The following is a 19,567-nucleotide window of genomic DNA, read 5'->3' as shown; positions in this document are numbered from 1 at the left end:
GTAGGGTGGGCGGCTTTGCCGCCCGCGCGTTCAACCGGCGGGCGAATTGCCGCACCGTGGCCATCAAACGTTCGTTGAACGCGCGGGCGGGAGACCCGCCCACCCTACGGGAGATCAGCGAATCCCCGTCGGCGCAATCCACCCCATCTTGTAGGCCCCGAGCAGGCACAGGAACAAGGTAATCGACAGCCCGACCCGCAGCGCCAGCGCATGCACGGTGCGGTTGCTCTGCCCCTTGTCGCGCATCAGGAAGAACAGGGCCGACGCCAGGCTGGCGAGGATCAGGATGAAAGCGATGGCAACGAGCAGTTTCATAGTGGGCAAGGGAAAGGTTGAGGCTTCATTGTAATGCGGTTCGCGTTCCGTTTTCGACCCATTCCCTTCATTGCCGCCCTGGTCCTCGCCATCCTCGGCATTGCGCTCGGTAACTGGCAGGCGGGCAGGGCAGCCCAGAAGCAGGCAGTGCAGGAACAGCTCGACGCCCGCGCCGCCGAAGCCCCCGTCGCGCTCGGTCCCGCCATCACGCCCGCCGCGGCGCTCGCTTACCGCCGCGTCACCGTCACCGGCGAATTCGTCGGCAAGTGGCCGCTGTTCCTGGCCAACCGTCCGATGGCCGGCCGTCCCGGCTACTACCTCGTGATGCCGTTTAAAATAGCCGATGCGTCCGCGAGCGCGGCCACCCACGTGCTGGTGCTGCGCGGCTGGCTGCCGCGCGCCGCCGAATACGGCAAGCTTCCGGCCTTCGACACGCCGCAGGGCACCGTGACGATCGAAGGCACGGTGGTCGCCACCGCCGGCCAGGTGATGGACCTGGGCGAGGCCGCGCCGCTGGCGCCGAACGCCATCGTCCAGAACATCGACCCGGCCGCGGCGGCCCGCGCCACCGGCCTGGCGCTGCAGCCATTCTTCGTGCAGCAGACCGGGCCGGCCCAGCCGGGCGAGGCCCTGCAGCGCGTCTGGCCTTCGCCCTCCGGCGGCATCGACAAGCACCGCGGCTACGCCTTCCAGTGGTATGCACTGGCGGCGATGGCCATCCTCTTTTTTGTGATAACAGGATTTCGTAGTGGAACAAGAAAACGTGAAGCAGGCAGCAGCACTTGACCCCGCGCAGGCGCTCAAGCGCAATCGCGGGCGCTGGAAACTGTTCGCGGTGCTGATGGTATGCGCAGCGCCCCTGATCCTGTCCTACCTGACCTATTACGTCATCAAGCCGTCCGGCCGCACCAACTACGGCACGCTGATCGACCCGCGCCTGCATCCGATTCCTGCGATGGACAGCACGACCCTCGACGGCCGTCCGGAAAAGCTCGAGCAATACGCCGGCAAGTGGATCATGCTGAAAGTCGGCGGCGGCGAATGCCTGGACGCCTGCCAGAAGCAGCTGTTCGCGATGCGCCAGTGGCGCCTGATGCAGGGCAAGAACATGGACCGCGTCGAGCGCGTCTGGCTCGTCACGGACGACCAGCCGCTCGACACCCTGACCATCCGCCAATACGACGGCATGCACCTGCTGCGCGCGCCAAGCGGCACCGTGAGCAAATGGCTGCCGGCCGACAGCGGCACTCTGCCTTCCGACCACATCTACCTGATCGACCCGCTGGGCAACCTGATGATGCGCTTCCCCCTGAACCCGGACCCGCGCAAGGTGTACAAGGACATTGCCAAGCTGCTCAAGGCTTCGGCCATCGGCTGACCGGTCGGAATACGAACAATGCAAACCTCTTCGCTGCTGCAACTGGCCCTGATGGGCGTGCTGGTCGCGACCCTGCCGCTGGCCATGGTCTGGATGTCGTCCGACGCCAACAAGTTCCGCAAGCTGGTCTGGATCGCGGTCTTCCTGACCTTCGACCTGATCGTGTTCGGCGGCTTTACCCGCCTGACCGATTCGGGCCTGGGCTGCCCGGACTGGCCGGGATGCTACGGCATGGCCAACCCGTTTTTGGCGCACGAGCAGATCTCGGCGGCCGAAGCGGCCATGCCGACCGGCCCGGTCACGGTGGTCAAGGCCTGGATCGAGATGATCCACCGCTACCTGGCCATGGGCATCGGCGTGCTGATCATGGCGCTGCTGTTCACCGCCACCCTGCAATGGCGCAAGACGAAGGCAGCGGCCTTCAAGCCCGGCATTCCGCTGGCGCTGTTCGTGTTCGTCTGCATCCAGGGCGCCTTCGGCGCCTGGACCGTCACGCTCAAGCTGCAACCCATCATCGTGACCATCCACCTGTTGCTGGGCATGGGCCTGCTGGCAATGCTCGCTTGGCTGGGCGGGCGTGAAGATTACCTGATGCATCCGCCGCTGCGTTCCAGCGAAGGGCAGGGCGACGCCGGCACGCTGCGCGGTATCCGCACGCTGGCCATCCTCGCCGCCGTGGTCGTCACCGTCCAGATCGCGCTCGGCGGGTGGGTGAGCACTAACTATGCAACCATGGCCTGCGACGAATTCCCGCTCTGCGACGGCCGCCTGGTGCCGCCGATGGACTTCGAGCACGGCTTCCACCTGTGGCGTGAACTGGGCAAGACGGCGGCCGGACATTACCTGCCGTTCTCGGCCCTGGTCGCCATCCACTGGGTGCACCGCAACTTCGCCATCGTCGTCGTCGGCGTGCTCGGCCTGCTGGCATGGCGCGCGTGGCGCCAGCCTTACCTGGCGAAGCACGCGCGCTGGCTGGCCATCCTGCTGGTAGTGCAACTGCTAACCGGCATCGCCACCGTCTATCTGGACTTCCCGCTCGCCATTGCAGTAATGCATAACGCCGGGGCAGCCCTGCTGGTACTGCTGGTGACCATGTTAAACTACCGGGTGAAGTACCAGATTGAAGTGAACGGCGCGACCTGAACCGCGCGACGTGAACCGCGGCGATGCCGCGCCCACGCCAGCCAGCACCCTCATTGATGACGACCCAGACCGCCCTCCACAAACCTCCGAGCCGCGTTGCCCAATACTGGGCCCTGACCAAACCGCGCGTCACGCAACTGGCCGTGTTCTGCGCCGTCATCGGGATGTTCCTCGCCACCGACGGCTTCCCGGGCTGGCAGGTGCTGATTGCCGGCACCGCCGGCATCTGGCTGCTGGCCGGCGCCGCCTTTGCGGTGAACTGCCTGGTCGAGGCCAAGATCGACGCCAGGATGGCGCGCACGGCCCGCCGCGCCACCGCCATGGGCGAGCTTACCAACACCCAGACGATCATCTTCTCGACCCTGGTCGGCGGCCTGGGCATGGTCATCCTGTACGCTTTCGTCAATCCGCTCACCATGTGGCTGACCTTTGTCACGTTTGTTGGTTACGCCTTCATCTACACCATGCTGCTCAAGCCGGCCACGCCGCAGAACATCGTCATCGGCGGGCTCTCCGGCGCCATGCCGCCGGCCCTGGGCTGGGCCGCGGTGGCCGACGCCGTGCCGATGCAGGCCTGGCTGCTGGTGCTGATCATCTTCGTGTGGACCCCGCCGCATTTCTGGGTGCTGGCCATGTACCGCCGCGACGACTACGCCCGCAGCGGCCTGCCGATGCTGCCGATCACGCACGGCATGCAATACACCGGCCTGCAGGTCTGGCTCTACACCATCGCCCTGGCCGCCACCACCTTGCTGCCCTTCGCCGTCGGCATGAGCGGCCTGATCTACCTGGCCGCGGCCGTCGTGCTCAACATCTTGTTTTTGCGCCATTCGTGGCGCGTGCACAAGCACTACAGCGACATGGCCGCGCGCAACGCCTTTACCTGGTCGATCGTCTACCTGTCGCTGCTGTTTGCGGCGCTGCTGATCGACCATTACTTCAAGTTCTGACTGCCCAGCGTGTTGCTGCGCAGCGTTTCGATCACGGTTCCGACATGAAAAAACTCCTGAGCGTGCTGGTGATGACCCTGGCGGTCCTGGGCGCCGGCTGCGACAAGCTGGCGAACAAGACGCCGACCTTCAACAACACCGACGTCACCGGCCTCGATTACGCCAAGGGCTTTTCGTTGACGGACCATACCGGCAAACCGCGCACGCTGCAGGACTTCAAGGGCAAGCTGGTGGTGCTGTTCTTCGGCTACACCCAATGCCCCGACGTGTGCCCCACCACGATGGCCGAGATGGCCGCCGTGATGAAGGAACTGGGACCATCGAGCAAGGACGTGCAAGTGCTGTTCGTCACGCTCGACCCGGAGCGCGACACCCGGGAACTGCTGGCTGCCTACGTGCCGGCCTTCCATCCGAGCTTTATCGGCCTGTACGGCGACAAGGAAGCCACCGCGCGCACGGCCAAGGAATTCAAGGTGTTCTACTCCAAGGTGCCGGGAACGGAACCAGACAGCTACACGGTGGACCACATGGCGGGCAGCTATGTGTTCGACCGCGACGGCAAGCTGCGCCTGTTCGTGCGTCACGGCCAGGGCCCCGGCCCGCTCACGGCGGACCTGCGCCAGCTGCTTTAATCGTGCCGTCATCCATGCCCTGACTGAACTGCTATGATGGTGTAAACACCACTTCACAGGGACGGCATGGAACAAGGCGCAGGCAGGAACTACCCCCGCATCGCGATTGTCGTCCTGCTGACGCTGGGCTGCCTCTACGTCCTCAGGCCTTTCCTGGCCGCCATCGTGTTCGCGGCCTGCGTCGTGATTTCTTCCTGGCCGCTGTACCTGCGCCTGCTGCGCGCCATGCGCGGGCGTAGCAACCTGGCCGCCCTGACCATGACGCTGACGCTCACGCTGCTCGTCATTATCCCCCTGGCCATGGTCGCCTATAACCTGGCCGACGACGTCGCCAAGGGCTTCACCGAGGTACGCCACGCCATCGAGCACCGCGAGCTGCTCCCGCCCCCCTGGGTGCGCGCCATCCCGCTGGTGGGCGAGTCGATCGATACCTATTTGCGCCAGCTGGTGGCCAGCCGCGACCAGATGATCGCACTGGCCCAGCGCATGCTGGAACCGGCGCGGCGCTACCTGGTAGCCGGCGGCCTGATGCTGGGTACCGGCGTCGTCCAGCTCAGCCTGGCTGCCTTCGTCAGCTTTTTCTTCTATCGCGACGGCAAATCCCTGCTGGCCGTGATCGATGTGGCGATGCAGCGGATGATGGGCGAGGGCGCCGGATCGGTGGCCACTACCGTCACCCAGACCGTGCGCGGCGTCATGTACGGCATGCTCGGCACCGCGCTGGCCCAGGCCGTGGTGGCCGCAATCGGCTTCACGATCGCCGGCGTGCCCGCGGTGCCGCTGCTGTCGGTGCTGATCTTCGTGTCTTCCCTGATCCCGGTCGGCCCGCCCATCATCTGGGGCGGCGCCGCGTTCTGGCTGTTCCTGCACGGCGAGACCGGATGGGGCATTTTCATGGTCATCTGGGGCACCTTCCTGATCAGCGGTGTCGATAACGTCGTGCGTCCGATGCTGATCAGCATGGGCAGCAGCCTGCCCTTCCTGCTTACTTTGCTGGGCGTGCTGGGCGGAGTGATCGCCTTCGGCTTCGTCGGCATGTTCATCGGGCCGACCCTGCTGGCAGTCGGCTACAGCCTGATGAGCGAGTGGACCGGCACGCCGGACCGGGTGATCCGCCAGAACTGAGCACCCCGGCAAGCAGGCCCAGCCCGCAAGTGGCGGACCAGGCTGGGACGCCTCAGCGCGGCAGGCGCAGTTTGGCCGCCGCCTTCAGGGAATCGGCCAGCACCGTGGTTTCGGCCTCGGATGCGGCAAGCAGGTAGCCGCGCGCATAGGCGGCCTGGCGGCCCAGTTCACCATTGCCTTTCTGAAGTTCCGGCAGCAGCTCGCCGGCGACAGCGAAATCGTTCAGCAGGCCCAGGTGATCCTGCAGCTCGGACAGCCGCGCGACGTAACGCTTGACCTGCCTGGCAGGCAACAGGTCGCGGAAGAATTCCGCGCCGTACCGGGCTTTCTTGGCAGCGATGCGGATCCGGTGGCGCTGGTGCGCTTCCTGGCCGTCGAAATCGGCAATACGGCGGCTCAGGCGCTTCTCGGCCTTGCGCAGGAGGGGAATGCAGGCCTTGGCTGCGCGCTTGGCCAGCGGTGAATTGCCCGGTAATTTCTTGCCCTCTCTCCATTGCCGCGTGTGCAGCCAGCCGTTCACGCCGAGCAGCACCTCGGTAAAGCGGGCCGACAGCAGGGTCTGGAGCAAGCCCTGGTGGAGCTTGTCCGCCCGGGCGCGCGCCGCCAGGCGCAGTGCGGCTGGATCGATGCCGTGCACCCGCGAGAGCGTCGAGTCCGCCAGGACATCCCAGTCGCGCGTAGCGCCCAGCGCCCCGGCCAGCCAGTCGAGTCCTTCGGCAACCTGCCGTGGCGCCGGAGCCAGCTCGCCGAACATGTCGTTCAGGGCCCGCAGGCGGCGCAAGCCAACGCGCATCTGGTGCAGGCTTTCAACGTCTTTCTGCAACACGCCCGGCACGTTCGCTTCCATCTGGCGCAGGCAGTTCAGGCCGATCTGCTGGAACGTGTCCTCCAGGGTGGCATGAGCTCCGAGCTTGACCGGCTGCGCCTTGACCGGGTGCGCCGCCTCATCGCTGAGCATGGCAAAGCCGCGCGCCGCCTTGCTGTCATTGGACATGCGCAAGGGAATATCGGCGTGCAGCGCCAGCGCCAGCTCGAACAGGTGGGTAGAGGAGCCACGCTTGATTTCCAGCTCCAGTTCGGCAATCTCGGCATGGCGGCCGCCCGATTCGATCCGCCCCGAGTCGAGCACGCATTCCACTTCGTCGCCGTCCGGCCATTTCAGGATCCAGCTGGTGCGGTGGGTGACGTTGCGGAAGATCGGCAGGAGCTGGCCGGCCTCGACGCTGGAGAGCAGCGTGGACAGCGCCGCCGGCTTGATCTGGCGCGCCAGCAAGGCCGGTTGTGGCGTAGCATTGGGCAGCGCGCATTCCCATTCGCCGCGTTCGTGCAACCCGGGCGAGCTGGCGGCGGCGGTTTTCACGGTCTGGGTCCAGGCGCCGGCCGATTCGCGCACGCGCAGGGTCAGGCCCCGCTTCCACAAGTCGTGTGCGGCGGTGTCATAGTAGATGTCGACCAGCTGGTGTTCGTGCGCACCGTCGAGGGCCTTGGCCGCGAGCATGGGGTGCTTGCGCATTTGGTCGAGCTGGGCGGGAGGAACCTGCAATTTCAGTTCGGTTTCCATATCGATCCTTTCGGGGAATGCCTGAGCGCGGCAATGTGCGCTCGATCGAGGCGGGTTCTTTCATGTCGTTCCATGCTATCCCATCCGAGTATCCGCCGGCGCGCCGGCGGCTGTACACTCTGCCTGTCAACTTTTTGAAAGCTATCCACATGTTTGCAGCAGTCGATCTCGGGTCGAACAGTTTCCGCCTGCACATCGGCGAACCGGCCGATGGCGACATGCGCATCGTGCGCAGTGCGCGCGACCCGGTGCGCCTGGCCGCCGGCCTCGACGCCAACAACAACCTGACTGCCGCGGCGATCGAAGCGGCGCTGCGCAGCCTGTCCGGATTTGCCGCGATCCTCGGCGAATACAAACTCGACGGCGTGCGCGTGGTGGCCACCAACACCTTGCGCGTGGCGCGCAATGCTCCCGAGGTCTTGCCGCTGGCCGAAAAGGCGATCGGCTATCCGATCGAAGTCATCTCCGGCGAAGAAGAGGGCCGGCTGGTCTACATGGGCGCGGCGCGCGCCCTGGCCGATCCGGGCGAGCAGCGCCTGGTCATCGACATCGGCGGCGGCTCGACCGAGGTCATTGCCGGCAGCGGCGACGAGATCGTGCTGGTCGAGTCCTTCAGCATCGGCACCCAGCCGCAGGCATCGAATTTCTTCGCCGGCGGGCGCATCGATGATGTCAGGTTCGACGCCGCCACCACGATGGCGCGCGCGATGTTCGAAGACATCGCGCCGGCCTTCCGCGCCCACGGCTGGCGCGCGGTCTACGGGTCGTCAGGCACGATGCGCGCCATGGCCGAGGCCATCGCACGCAACGGGCTGGGCGACGGCACCATGTCGCTGGCCGGCTTGCGCGCGCTGCGCGCTGCCCTGGTCGGTTTCGGCCAGGTCGACCTGGTGGAAATGGCGGGCCTGAGGCGCGACCGGGTGGTGGCGGTGCTGGGGGGAGTGAGCATCCTGGCCGGAGCCATGGAAGAATTCGGGATCGAGCGGGTAATGACCGTCAACGCCGGGCTGCGCCTGGGCGCCTTGTCCGACCTGGAAATGCGCTCCCAGCAGCACGACCGGCGCGACCTGGCGATCGTGGCCTGCATGGAGCGGTTCGGCGTCGATGCCGCGCGCGCCCGTCGCACCGCCACCATTGCCGCGCATCTGTATGGCCAGCTTGGCGCCGCCAATCCAAACTGCCTGCACTACCTGGGCTGGGCCTGCATGCTGCACGAGGTCGGCCTGGCGGTATCGCACTCGGGGGCGCACAAGCACAGCGCCTATCTCGTCGAGCATGTCGATCTGCCGGGGTTCACGACCCGCGAACAGCGCCTGATGGCCACGCTCGTTCTGGGCCAGAAAGGCAATCTGCGCAAAATCCGCGAAGCCCTGGCCGAGCCGGCCCTGGTGCGCATGGTGCTGGCGCTGCGCCTGGCGGTGGCCTGCATGCATGCCCGCGTCGACGATGAACTCGGCGGCTTCCGGCTGCGCATGAAGAACCGCATCGAGGTCGAGCTGGCGCCCGACTGGCTGCGGGCGCACCCGACCATGCGCTTCTGGCTGGAGCGCGAAGGCAAGGCGTGGGAAGAGGCCGGCATGGCTTTCCAGTTCAGGGAAGCCTGAAGGCACATGCAGAACTTATAACGATGCTGGTTCACCGAGCGGCAGTATGGACGCGGTGGGCATCGGCTTCAACGCAGCTTGCCGATCAGCTCCGGACCGACCGCCAGCCGGATGAAGGGCAGGTTGTCCTCGGCGTCCGAGCCCTTGATCCAGAGCACCCCGGCCTTGCGAATCTTCCAGGGCTGTTTTTCGCCCGCCAGGATCAGGGCCGCCAGCTCACCCAATTGCGGCTGGTGGCCGATCAGCAGGGCGGGAAAGCGGTGGTCCGGCCAGCCGCAGGTTTCCAGCATGCGTTCAGGCGTGGAGTCGGTGTCCAGGGCTTCGTGGACCGTGTAGCGGCGGCCCAGGCCATCTGCGGTCTGCAGGCAGCGCTTGGCCGGGCTCACCAGCACGCGGCATTGCTCCGGCAATTGATGGGCCAGCCAGGCGCCCACCCGCGCCGCGTGGCGGCCGCCCTTTGAGGTCAATGCCCGCCGGGCGTCAGGCTCCCCGGCTTCGGCTTCGGCGTGGCGCCACAAGATCAGGTCCATCTCCGTTCTCCTTTGGAAGGTCGTCCGTCGCGCCGGCGCCGAGCAGGTCCATCAGCACCTTCTGTGCATCATAGGGTTTTTGTCCGGAACGCGGCTTGCGGCGCCGGTAATGGCCATTGCTGTCCAGTTCCCAGGCGCTGACGTTGTCGTTCAGATAGGGCTGCAGGCCTTCGCGCAACAGGCGTTTCTTCAGGGCGGGCGAGGTGACCGGGAAGGTGACTTCGATCCGGCGCAGCAGGTTGCGGTTCATCCAGTCGGCGCTGCTGAGATAGATGTCGTGCTTGAGGTTGTTGCGGAAATAAAAGATCCGGGTATGTTCCAGGAAGCGACCGACGATCGAGCGCACCTTGATATTGGCCGACAGTCCCGGCACCCCGGGACGCAGCGAGCAGGCCCCGCGCACGATAAGGTCGATCTTGACGCCGTCGCAGGAGGCGTCGTACAGCGCGCGGATCACGGTTTCGTCGGTCAGCGCATTCATCTTGGCAATGATGCGCCCCGGCTTGCCGCCGCGCGCGATGGCCCCTTCCTGCAGGATCGCGCGCACGATTTCCTTCTGCAGCGTGAACGGCGCCAGCCATATGCAGCCGAGCTGCTTGGGCTTGGTCATGCTGGTCAGGTGGATGAAGACTTCATTGACGTCGGCCGTCAGCGACGCGTCCGAGGTCAGCAGCCCGAGGTCGGAATAATGGCGGGCCGTGGCCGGATTGTAATTGCCGGTGCCCAGATGGGCGTAGCGGCGCAGGCCGGTTGCTTCGCGGCGCAGCACCAGGGCCATTTTCGCGTGGGTCTTCAGGCCCACCACGCCATAGACCACCTGCGCGCCGGCCTCTTCCAGGCGCTCGGCCCAGTTGATGTTCGCCTCTTCGTCGAAACGCGCCATCAGTTCAACGATGACGGTGACTTCCTTGCCGCGCTGGGCCGCGCTGATCAGGGCCTCCATCAGCTCGGAATTCATGCCGGCCCGGTAGATGGTCTGCTTGATCGCGACCACGCTGGGGTCGCTCGCGGCAGCGTGGATGAAATCGATCACCGGCTGGAAAGACTGGAAGGGATGGTGCAGGAGCACGTCCTGGCGCGCCAGGGTGCCGAAGATATCGTTCGGGTCCAGCTTGGTTGGAAACCCGGGCGTGAAGGGGACGAACTTGAGCCCCGGCTGGGTACTGGCGTTGACGATTTCGAGCAGCCGGCCCATGTTGACCGGGCCGTCCACCGCGAACACGCGGCTGCCGTCGATGCCGAACTGCTGGCTGAGGAAATCCGACAGGTGGGGCGGGCAATCGAGGCCGACCTCGAGCCGCACGGCAAAGCCGTATTGCCGGCTGTGCAGCTCGCTTTGCAGGGCCTGGCGCAGGTTCTTGACTTCTTCTTCGTCGACCCACAGGTCGCTGTTGCGCGTGACCCGGAACTGCGAGGAGGCGACCACCTCGCGTCCGGTAAACAGCTCGGGCAGGTGGGCCTGGATGACCGAAGACAGCAGGCAGTAGGACGCGCCTTTCTGGTCCGACAAGTCGTCGGGCAGCCGGATAACGCGCGGCAGCACCCGCGGCACCTTCATGATGGCAATCGCGGTGCCGCGCCCGAACGCATCCTTGCCCGACAGCTCGACGATGAAGTTCAGGCTCTTGTTGATCACGCGCGGGAAAGGGTGGGCCGGATCCAGCCCGACCGGTGTGAGCAGCGGCCTGACTTCCTTGTCGAAATACTGTTTCACCCAGGCCCGCTGGGCCGGGTTGCGGTCGCTCCGGCGCAGCATGTGGATGCCGTTTTCCGACAGGCGCGGCAGGATCTCACTGTTGAGCAGCTGGTATTGGCGGGCAATCAGGCGGCGGCATTCCTCGCTGGCGCGCACCAGGGTGGCGGCCAGGGTTTCCGGCATGCGTTCCAGGCTGCGTTCAATCGTGTGCTGGGCCAGCAGGCTGGCAACGCGCACCTCGAAGAACTCGTCGAGATTGCTGCTGACGATGCACAGGAAGCGCAGGCGTTCGAGCAGCGGCACCCGATCGTCCTCGGCCTGGGCCAGCACGCGGCGGTTGAATTCCAGGAGGGACAGTTCACGGTTCAGGAACTGGCCGCCCCGGTCCAGCACCGCCATTGCTTCCGCTTCTTGTTGTTTGACCTTCTTGTCCATCTTGCGCCGCGATTTCATATGAGAATGCCAGTGTCGTTGGCAAATATGACAGGTTCGTTACATCTTGCCCGGCCAGTCTTGTTTCCTGCCGCTGGTGTTCGTTCCGGAACAGCATAGCGCAAGTTGACTGGCCAGCCTGCATTCCGCGGCATGGCCTGCGCCCATCAGTAAGGGCCCGGACCCGCGCGCCATGGTATCGTTGCCTGTCGCTCCCACTGCCGCCCCCGCACCCGTAAAGGAAGCCCATGCATCCCTCGAATATCGTCCTGCTCGAATTCCACCCCGAACGCGATGACCTCCGCCCCGGCAAGGAATTGCGCGACGGCCTGTCGGTGGCGCTGCGCATGGGGCAAACGCTCTGGACGGCCAACGACGAATCCATCAGCATCGAACGCCTGACCCTGTGCAAGGAGGATAGCACCGGCCAGAGCAGCTTCGCGCAGGGACACCGGCAGTATGCGCTGCACGACTATTTTTCGTTGCCGCTGCCGCCGCACGGCGACACGCCGGAGGATATCAACGAAATCGATATCGAGGGCCTGGCGAGCGACGGAAAATACCTGTGGGTGACCGGTTCGCACAGCCTGCGCCGCAAGCAGCCGAAGGAGGGCGACGGCGTGAAGAAAGCCCACAAGCGCCTGGCCTCGGTCAGCACCGACGGCAACCGCTACCTGCTGGGGCGCATCCCGATCGTCGAGGAAGACGGGGCCCCCACCCTGGTGCGCGCGAGCACGTACAAGGACAAGCGCCGCAGCGCAGCGCTCTTGCGCTGCGACGCCCACGGCAACGAGCTGACCGCGCTGCTCGCGGACGACGAGCATCTCGGCCCTTTCCTGGCCATTCCCGGCAAGGACAACGGCTTCGACATCGAGGGCCTGGCCATCTCCGGCAAGCACCTGCTGCTCGGCCTGCGCGGCCCGGTGCTGCGCGGCTGGGCGGTGATCATCGAAGTGGCGCTGGTGGACGACGCAGAAGAAGGCTGGCTGCGCCTGGCGCCGGTCGATGACGAGGGAAAGCTCTACCGCAAGCATTTCCTCGACCTGAAGGGACTCGGTATCCGCGACATGTGCATCCGCGGCAAGGACCTGCTGGTGCTGGCCGGGCCGACCATGGACCTGGACGGGCCGGTATCGGTGCAGTGCTGGCGCGGCGGGGCGGCGCCCGCCAGGGAATGCGTGGTGCCGGCGGACGAACTGGAGCACGTGCTGGACCTGCCTTTCGGCCAGGGCGTCGATCATCCGGAAGGCATGGCCCTGTTCACCTCCGACGGCGGCAGCACGGAAGCGCTGCTGGTGGTGCACGATGCGGCATCGCCCAGCCGGCAGATCGGCGAGAGCACCCTGGTGGCAGACGTCTATGCCTTGCCTCCGCGCAGCAGGCCGCGCAGCAAGGGCAAGTGAAGCGCACAGCGCGCGGCTGGCGATGCCAGCATCGACTCGGCGGTAGCAGGCGCATGGCCTGCTGAACCGGCTTAACGGCCGAAGTGCCCGTACAGGCCGAGGCAGAGCTCGACGAAGATGAGCAGCAGGATCGCCTGCTCGAGCCGGTGCGAGCTGTGGTAGCGCATGGTTTCGACCAGCGTCTCGGAGGTATGCGACAGCGTGGTGAGCTTGCGGTCCAGCGCCGCTGCGCGGTCGTGCAGTTCGTAGTCGCCCTCGAGCATCGCGTACAGGCCGGACAGGCTGGGGTTATCCCACAGCAGGTCGGGGCGGTCGAGCACGCCGGCGCGGCCGTTCAGGCGGTTCTCCGCCAGCAGCATGTTCCCGACCGTCTTGAGCAGCTCGGACGGCTTCGCGGAAAAGCGTCCGTCCTCGGCCAGGTCGCGCGCCAGCGGTTCGCTCAGGTCGAAGTCGCGTGCGGCGCGGCGCTCCTGGAAGGACAGCATGGCCGCCTTGGCCATGACCTCGGCGATCAGCTGCAGGCGCAGCCGGTCGGCGTTCTTGATCTTGATGTCCGGCCCGGATGGCCCTTCTTCTTCGTCGGGACTCACGCACACCCGCGCGCTTTCTTCCGCCTTGACGTCGGCCGCGCCCGTGGCATGCGGAGCGACGGCGCGCAGCAGGTGCGCCTTCTCGTCGTCGGTGGCATTGAAGAACACGATGGCGCCGTAGCGGAAGATCGCCGCGAGGCCGCCTTCTGCGAGCCGGATCGTGAACGGAGACTTGCCGACGATCTCGAAACCGGAAATGGCCCGGATGTCGATGCGCTCGGCAGCCATGATGGCGCTGGCCGTGAACTGGAGCTGGGTGATGACCGGCCGGTGATACGGCAGCTTCTCCGTGTTCAGGTGCAGCCCGGGACGGGTGCGGGGGCGCGGATTCCAGTGAATCTGCTTTCGGTTGATGTGGCTATCCATGATGTTTCCGCTTGCTTGCGCCACACGTGGCGCCGGCGTCTATCTTGTCAGGGCTGCATCTGCCCCTGCCCGATTTCCTGCGCAATCGTCAGGTTTTTTACATGCTCTAGTCGTGCTCGTCATCGTCGAGCGCGCGCTCGCGCCGCGGCAGCACCTTCACCAGCAGGATGCGCGGCCCGTTCATCTTCTTGACCACGACGTCGAACTGCGGGAACTCGATGCGCTGGCCCTGTTTCGGGATGTCGCCCAGCTTTTCCATGAGCAGGCCGCCGACCGATTCGACGTCGTCCAGGCCCATCTCTTCGTTGTCGATGTCGATCCCGAGCAGGCGCTCGAGCGAGAAGATCGGCAGGCTGGCCTTGCCGATATACGTGCCGTCCGGCTGCGCCATCCAGTCGTTCTCGTTCATGCGGAATTCGTCGCGGATCTCGCCCACCATGGCGCCAAGCAGGTTGTCGAGCGTGATGAAGCCGACCGGGCGCTTGCCCTTTTCGCCGATCAGCGCGAAATGCGGGGCGCCGCCGCGGAAGCGCCGGAAGATGTCCTGCGCCGGGGTGCGCGCCGAAATCGTCTCCACGGGGCGCAGGTGCTGCCTCAGGTCGGTGACCGGGCGGCCGGCCTGCTGGGCGAAGAACAGGTCCTTCAGGTGGATCACGCCCAGCACTTCCTCGCCTTCCTCGTCGAAATACGGGTAGCGCGAGAAGCGGTTGCGGCGCACCGTCTCCATGTTTTGCTCGTGGCTGCGGCCGGCGTACAGCGCGCTCACCTCGTTGATCGGGCGCATCAGGTCGGACACCGCGAGCTGGCTGAAGTCGAGCGACTGGGCCAGGATGTTGCGCTCGTCGGTGGTGAATTTTTCGCCCGGGGTGCTGGTGCGCAGGATGAGTTTCAGCTCGTCGGTCGAGTAATGGGTGTCGTGGCTGCCGGTGCCGGCCAGGCCGGCGATGCGCAGCACCAGGTTGGCGCTGGCATTGAGCAGCGCGATGGCCGGGTACATCGACCAGTAGAAGGCGTACAGCGGGATCGCGGTCCAGAGGGCCACCACTTCGGGCAGGCGGATCGCCAGCGTCTTGGGGGCCAGTTCGCCGACCACGATGTGCAGGAAGGAGATCACCGAGAAGGCGACCACGAAGGAGACGCCGTGGATCAGCTCGGGAGAGGTCACGCCCAGCATGGCGAACAGGGGTTCGAGCAGGCTTGCAAAGGCCGGCTCGCCGACCCAGCCCAGGCCGAGCGAGGCCAGGGTGATGCCGAGCTGGCAGGCGGAGAGGTAGGCGTCGAGCTGGTTGTGGACCTTGCCCAGGATGCGCCCGCGCAGGCCGGAGGTCTTGGCAATCGCGCGCACGCGCGTCTTGCGCAACGTGACGATGGAGAATTCCGCCGCCACGTAGAAGCCGTTCAGCGCCACCAGGAACAGGGCGAGAACGACGAATAAAAGGTTTTCCATTGAAGAGAGTTAAGTTAAAAAAAAGGCAAAGCCGGTGTCCATTGTACAGCTCAACTACTCGCCAGTACGCCCTGGTGGACTGCCGAGAGGATCGCTTCGACGGCCGGATGCTTGATCTTGCGCTCGTTCGAGACGGCGTAGAAATGCTCGCGCACCTGCGGCACGCGCCCGACCTGGAGGGCGCCGAACTGCTCTTCGACGTCATGGGCCAGGGCCGCCGGGGCGAAGAACAGGCCCAGGCCGCGTCGCCCGAAGGTGGTGAGCAGGGCGTTGTCCTCGAATTCGCCGACCACGTCCGGACGCACGCCCTGCAGCTCGAACCATTCGTCGATCTTGCCGCGCAGGGCATTATTGCGTGTCGGCAGCAGGAACGGCGCGCCGTTCAGCGAACGCGGAAAGTCTCCTCCCCAGCTTTCCGCCAGCGCAGGGGTGCCGACCACGATGGTTTCGCTGTCCGACAGCAAATGGCTGAACACGCGCAAGGTGGTGCCCGAGCGCACCGCGCGGTCGGTCAGCACCACGTCGAGCTTGTGCAGGGCCAGGTCGGCCAGCAATTCGTCGAACTCGCCCTCGTAGCAGACCAGGCGCACCGGACGTGGCAGCCGGGTGGCGATCTCGAGCAGGCGGTAGGCGGTCAGCTTGGGCAGCGAGTCGGAAATGCCGACCGTCAGGCGGATGCGCGCGCTGTCGGACTCGGCCAGGGCTTCCTGCATCTGCTCGCCGAGCAGGAAGATCTGGTCGGCGTAGGATAGCGCCAGACGCCCGGCCTCGGTCAGGTTCAGGCGCCGGCCCTGCTGGGTGAACAGGGCCTTGCCCATAGCCTGCTCGAGCTGCGATAGTTGCGTACTGACGGTCTGGATCGCCAGGCCGAGGCGCTCGGCGGCGCGGGTGATGCTGCCTTCTTTCGCGACCACCCAAAAGTAATAAAGGTGGCGGAAGTTGGGAGGGGTATGATTCATCTCTTCTGTTTTTGCGAAGTAATTCTTCGATTATCTTCGCTTTTTCAATATCTTGCCGAGCTATACACTGCGTTCTGTCAATTCAACAACAAGAGGAAGCCACACATGAAGCACTTCAACATAAGGGGAAATTCAGCATGAAACACTTTACCTGGTCATTCGTCGTGACCGCGATCTGTATGGCACTGGCGGGCTGGTGGGGTTACGACCATGCCGGCATCTCCGGCATGTTGACCGCACTGGGCGTGACCGCGATCCTGTCGGTCATGGAAGTCTCGCTGTCCTTCGACAACGCCGTGGTCAACGCGTCGGTCCTGAAGGGCTGGAACGAATTCTGGCTCAAGCTGTTCCTGGGCCTGGGCATGATCATCGCCGTGTTCGGCATGCGCCTGGTGTTCCCGCTGGTGATCGTCGCGGTCGCGGCCGACCTGGGCATGACCGAAGTGTGGAACCTGGCGCTGACCGATCCGAAAGGCTTCTCGACCCACCTGACCAACCACCACGCGGAAGTGGCGGCCTTCGGTGGCATGTTCCTGCTGCTGGTCTTCCTGAATTTCCTGCTCGACGAGGAAAAAGAGACGCACTGGCTCGGCAATGTCGAGCGTAAGCTCGGTTCGCTTGGCAAGGTATCGTCGATTGCGGTGATGATTGCCCTGGGTTCGTTGATGCTCGCCATGGGCTGGGTGGAAGAAGCGCAGAAGATGGTCGTGCTGATGGCCGGCCTGTGGGGCATCGTGGTGTATATCGGTGTCGATATGCTCAGCAGCCTGCTGGAAAAGAGCGAATCCGATGAAAACAGCAACGTCGGCGACATGGTCAAGCGTGGCGGTATCGGCGGCTTCCTGTACCTCGAAGTGCTGGACGCATCGTTCTCCTTCGACGGCGTGATCGGCGCCTTCGCGATCACCCAGGACGTCGTGATCATCATGCTGGGCCTGGCAATCGGCGCGATGTTCGTGCGTTCGATGACGGTCTACCTGGTCCGCCAGGGCACGCTGGACGAATACGTCTACCTGGAGCACGGCGCACACTATGCGATCGGTATCCTGGCCGTGATCATGCTGGTGAGTATGAAGTACCACGTGCCCGAGCTGTTCACGGGCCTGATCGGTGTGGCCTTCATCGCGGCTTCGCTGTGGAGCTCGCTGCAGCACAAGAAGCTGAACGGCTCGGTCGAAGAAAAACTGGCATAAGCACGAAGGCGGCCCACACGGGCCGCCCGCAAGAACCGCGCGGCGAGTGGCAGAACACCAGCTCGCTGCGCCTACTACCCGGTGTTCACAAGCAGTTCTATTTTAGGAGACTCACAATCATGGCAATCAGTCTGCAAAAAGGCGGCAACGTCAACCTGTCGAAAGAAGCTCCTGGCCTGACCCAGCTGAAGGTCGGCCTCGGCTGGGACACCCGCGCCACCGATGGCGCAGCATTCGACCTCGACGGCGCGGTGTTCCTGCTCAATGCGTCGGGCAAAGTGCGTTCGGATAGCGACTTCATCTTCTACAACAACCTGAAGTCGGCCGACGGCTCGGTGGTCCACTCGGGCGACAACACCACCGGCCAGGGCGACGGCGACGACGAAAGCGTATCGATCGACCTGTCCAAGGTGCCGGCCGATGTCGACAAGGTGGTGCTGGCCGTGACCATCCACGACGCCGAGACCCGCCGCCAGAACTTCGGCATGGTCGGCAAGGCCTTCATCCGCTGCGTCAACGCCGGCAACAACAGCGAAATCGCCCGCTACGACCTGTCGGAAGACAGCTCGACCGAAGCTGCGATGATCTTCGGCGAGGTGTATCGTAACGGCGCCGACTGGAAGTTCCGCGCCATCGGCCAGGGCTTCGCCGGCGGCCTGGGCCCACTGGCCAAGAACTACGGCGTGAACGTCTAATTCAACAGCTGCGGCCCGCTCCACAGGGCGGGCCGCTTGGAAAGGAAGCCAGCAATGCCAGTATTTACCGTGACCGGGGATGTCGATCCCTTCCTGCATGTCTCGATGCGACGCGGCGAAACCATCTATTGCGAGTCGGATGCGATGGTGATGATGGAATCGACGCTCGACCTGAAGGGCAAGATGAAGGGAGGCCTCGGCAGCGCGCTGATGCGCACCTTCGCCAACGGCGAGTCGTTCTTCCAGCAGCACATCGAAGCGACCCGCGGCGACGGCGACTGCCTGCTCTCGCCCACGCTGCCGGGCGCGATGCAGGTGGTCGACGTCGGTCCGAACAACTACATCATCAGCGATGGCGCCTTTGTGGCGGCCACCAACGGCGTCGAGTTGAAGGTGCGCACCCAGAACATCGGCAACGCCCTGTTCGCGCAGAGCGGCGGCTTCTTCGTCACCGAGACGGGCGGCAGCGGCCAGGTGGTGGTGTCGGGCTTCGGGTCGATGTCGATGCTGGACGTCGAGCCCGGCAAGGACGCGATCATCGACAACGCCCACGTGGTGTGCTGGGACAGCACGCTGCGCTACGAGATCTCGATCACGACCGGCACCAGCGGCGGCTTCCTGGGCAACCTGATCAACAGCCAGACCAGCGGCGAGGGCATGGTGTTGCGCTTCTCGGGCAAAGGGAAGGTTTACGTATGTTCACGCAACCGGAATGCATTCAAAGCCTGGATGCAGCAGCCGGCGCGCTAATAGGAGAATTGATATGTCAGTTAATCTGCAAAAAGGCCAGAAGATCTCGCTCGACAAGGAAGCCGGCGGCGCGCTCTCGCGCGTCACCATGGGCCTGGGCTGGGACGTGGCCAAGTCCAAGGGCTTCTTCGGCTTCGGCGGCGGCAAGGGCGACGCGGTCGACCTCGACGCATCGGTCGTGATGTTCGACGAATCGAACCGCCCGGTCGACACCGTCTGGTTCCGCCAGCTCAAGAGCAAGGACGGCAGCATCACCCACACCGGCGACAACCGCACCGGCGCCGGCGACGGCGACGACGAACAGATCTCGGTCGAGCTGGCGCGCGTGCCCGCCAACATCAAGTCGCTGGTGTTCACCGTGAACAGCTTCACCGGCCAGAACTTCTCGACGGTGGAAAACGCCTACTGCCGCCTGATCAACGCAGGCAACAACCAGGAAGTGGCGCGCTTCAACCTGTCGGTGCAGGGTTCGCACACCGCGCAGATCATGGCCAAGCTGTACCGCCATGGCGGCGAGTGGAAGATGCATGCAATCGGTGAGAACGGGTCGGGGCGCACCTTCGACGACCTGATGCCGCTGATTACGCCGCACCTGTAATCTACTGTATCGATGTGAGAAGAGCCGGGCTTGCCCGGCTCTTTTTTTGTCCGCATTGATCGCATGGCTCGCATCTCGCCGGTCCGTAGGGTGTGTAAGAGCAAAGTAGTAATGTCCGGTTCTAGCAAAGTAGAAATGTCCGATTTTGCTAGATAGCTCATGCTGTCGACTCTGAATAATCTGGAGTCGACGGTGAGCAA

19 protein-coding genes are annotated in these 19,567 nt (G+C 64.9%); 12 read left to right on the top strand and 7 right to left on the bottom strand.

Going from position 1 to position 19,567, the window contains the following annotated elements:
• Positions 1–114 precede the first annotated feature (114 nt).
• Positions 115–315, bottom strand: coding sequence for a twin transmembrane helix small protein (locus AC56LR_RS19580; RefSeq protein WP_027867006.1), 201 nt, complete (start codon positions 313–315; stop codon positions 115–117).
• 33 nt (positions 316–348) lie between these two features.
• Here AC56LR_RS19580 and AC56LR_RS19575 point away from each other — a divergent pair, with 33 nt between their 5' ends.
• The 6 genes from AC56LR_RS19575 to AC56LR_RS19550 all read left to right on the top strand — a co-directional run bounded on the left by AC56LR_RS19575 (position 349) and on the right by AC56LR_RS19550 (position 5,543).
• A complete protein-coding gene (locus tag AC56LR_RS19575) occupies positions 349–1,101 on the top strand; it encodes an SURF1 family protein (protein ID WP_497132842.1) in 753 nt (250 codons plus the stop codon).
• Entirely contained in the window at positions 1,064–1,693 is a 630-nt protein-coding gene (locus AC56LR_RS19570) for an SCO family protein (RefSeq protein ID WP_497132840.1), read from the top strand. The genes AC56LR_RS19575 and AC56LR_RS19570 overlap by 38 nt, the downstream gene beginning before the upstream one ends.
• Before the next feature lie 18 nt (positions 1,694–1,711).
• Positions 1,712–2,836, top strand: coding sequence for a COX15/CtaA family protein (locus AC56LR_RS19565; RefSeq protein WP_497132838.1), 1,125 nt, complete (start codon positions 1,712–1,714; stop codon positions 2,834–2,836).
• 56 nt (positions 2,837–2,892) lie between these two features.
• Positions 2,893–3,786, top strand: a complete 894-nt coding sequence (gene cyoE / locus AC56LR_RS19560; protein ID WP_497132836.1) for a heme o synthase — start codon at positions 2,893–2,895, stop codon at positions 3,784–3,786.
• Between the two features lie 44 nt (positions 3,787–3,830).
• Complete coding sequence (locus AC56LR_RS19555) at positions 3,831–4,418, top strand: SCO family protein (protein ID WP_497132834.1); 588 nt, start codon at positions 3,831–3,833, stop codon at positions 4,416–4,418.
• Between the two features lie 66 nt (positions 4,419–4,484).
• Positions 4,485–5,543, top strand: a complete 1,059-nt coding sequence (locus AC56LR_RS19550; RefSeq protein ID WP_497132832.1) for an AI-2E family transporter — start codon at positions 4,485–4,487, stop codon at positions 5,541–5,543.
• Between the two features lie 52 nt (positions 5,544–5,595).
• Here AC56LR_RS19550 and AC56LR_RS19545 read toward each other — a convergent pair whose 3' ends face one another.
• The gene (locus AC56LR_RS19545) at positions 5,596–7,104 is read right to left on the bottom strand and encodes a CYTH and CHAD domain-containing protein (RefSeq protein ID WP_497132830.1); all 1,509 of its coding nucleotides are present in this window, start codon (positions 7,102–7,104) and stop codon (positions 5,596–5,598) included.
• A gap of 149 nt (positions 7,105–7,253) precedes the next feature.
• Between AC56LR_RS19545 and AC56LR_RS19540 the strand changes: the two genes are divergently transcribed.
• Positions 7,254–8,708, top strand: a complete 1,455-nt coding sequence (locus tag AC56LR_RS19540; protein ID WP_497132828.1) for a Ppx/GppA phosphatase family protein — start codon at positions 7,254–7,256, stop codon at positions 8,706–8,708.
• A gap of 68 nt (positions 8,709–8,776) precedes the next feature.
• On the opposite strand, the gene AC56LR_RS19535 is transcribed toward AC56LR_RS19540, so the two are convergent.
• Both AC56LR_RS19535 and ppk1 read right to left on the bottom strand, forming a co-directional pair.
• On the bottom strand, positions 8,777–9,238 hold the full coding sequence (locus AC56LR_RS19535; RefSeq protein ID WP_497132826.1) for a SixA phosphatase family protein: 462 nt from the start codon (positions 9,236–9,238) through the stop codon (positions 8,777–8,779).
• Positions 9,189–11,369 carry a polyphosphate kinase 1 gene (gene ppk1 / locus AC56LR_RS19530; RefSeq protein WP_497132891.1) on the bottom strand — a complete coding sequence of 727 codons (2,181 nt, stop codon included), beginning with the start codon at positions 11,367–11,369 and terminating at the stop codon, positions 9,189–9,191. Before ppk1 ends, AC56LR_RS19535 begins: the two co-directional genes overlap by 50 nt.
• A 245-nt stretch (positions 11,370–11,614) precedes the next feature.
• On the opposite strand from ppk1, the gene AC56LR_RS19525 reads away from it, so the two are divergent.
• A complete protein-coding gene (locus AC56LR_RS19525; RefSeq protein ID WP_497132825.1) occupies positions 11,615–12,769 on the top strand; it encodes a DUF3616 domain-containing protein in 1,155 nt (384 codons plus the stop codon).
• Positions 12,770–12,840: 71 nt separating this feature from the next.
• Here AC56LR_RS19525 and AC56LR_RS19520 read toward each other — a convergent pair whose 3' ends face one another.
• The 3 genes from AC56LR_RS19520 to nhaR form a co-directional block, all read right to left on the bottom strand.
• The gene (locus tag AC56LR_RS19520) at positions 12,841–13,725 is read right to left on the bottom strand and encodes an RMD1 family protein (protein ID WP_497132823.1); all 885 of its coding nucleotides are present in this window, start codon (positions 13,723–13,725) and stop codon (positions 12,841–12,843) included.
• Positions 13,726–13,831: 106 nt separating this feature from the next.
• Entirely contained in the window at positions 13,832–15,172 is a 1,341-nt protein-coding gene (locus AC56LR_RS19515; RefSeq protein ID WP_497132821.1) for a hemolysin family protein, read from the bottom strand.
• Positions 15,173–15,222: 50 nt separating this feature from the next.
• The gene (nhaR, locus tag AC56LR_RS19510) at positions 15,223–16,131 is read right to left on the bottom strand and encodes a transcriptional activator NhaR (protein WP_497132819.1); all 909 of its coding nucleotides are present in this window, start codon (positions 16,129–16,131) and stop codon (positions 15,223–15,225) included.
• A gap of 137 nt (positions 16,132–16,268) precedes the next feature.
• Between nhaR and AC56LR_RS19505 the strand changes: the two genes are divergently transcribed.
• From AC56LR_RS19505 to AC56LR_RS19490, 4 genes are all read left to right on the top strand, one after another.
• Positions 16,269–17,324 (top strand): DUF475 domain-containing protein, encoded by a 1,056-nt coding sequence (locus tag AC56LR_RS19505; protein ID WP_497132817.1) that lies wholly within the window; start codon positions 16,269–16,271, stop codon positions 17,322–17,324.
• A gap of 119 nt (positions 17,325–17,443) precedes the next feature.
• Positions 17,444–18,019, top strand: a complete 576-nt coding sequence (locus AC56LR_RS19500) for a TerD family protein (RefSeq protein ID WP_497132815.1) — start codon at positions 17,444–17,446, stop codon at positions 18,017–18,019.
• A 54-nt stretch (positions 18,020–18,073) separates the two neighbouring features.
• Positions 18,074–18,769 carry a TIGR00266 family protein gene (locus tag AC56LR_RS19495; RefSeq protein ID WP_497132814.1) on the top strand — a complete coding sequence of 232 codons (696 nt, stop codon included), beginning with the start codon at positions 18,074–18,076 and terminating at the stop codon, positions 18,767–18,769.
• Between the two features lie 13 nt (positions 18,770–18,782).
• Entirely contained in the window at positions 18,783–19,367 is a 585-nt protein-coding gene (locus AC56LR_RS19490) for a TerD family protein (RefSeq protein WP_497132812.1), read from the top strand.
• Positions 19,368–19,567: the final 200 nt, after the last annotated feature.

This window comes from Telluria sp. ZT3P39 (assembly GCF_059685935.1).
The sequence above is the reverse complement of the archived record's forward strand: the minus strand, read 5'-3'. Positions and strand labels throughout refer to the sequence as shown.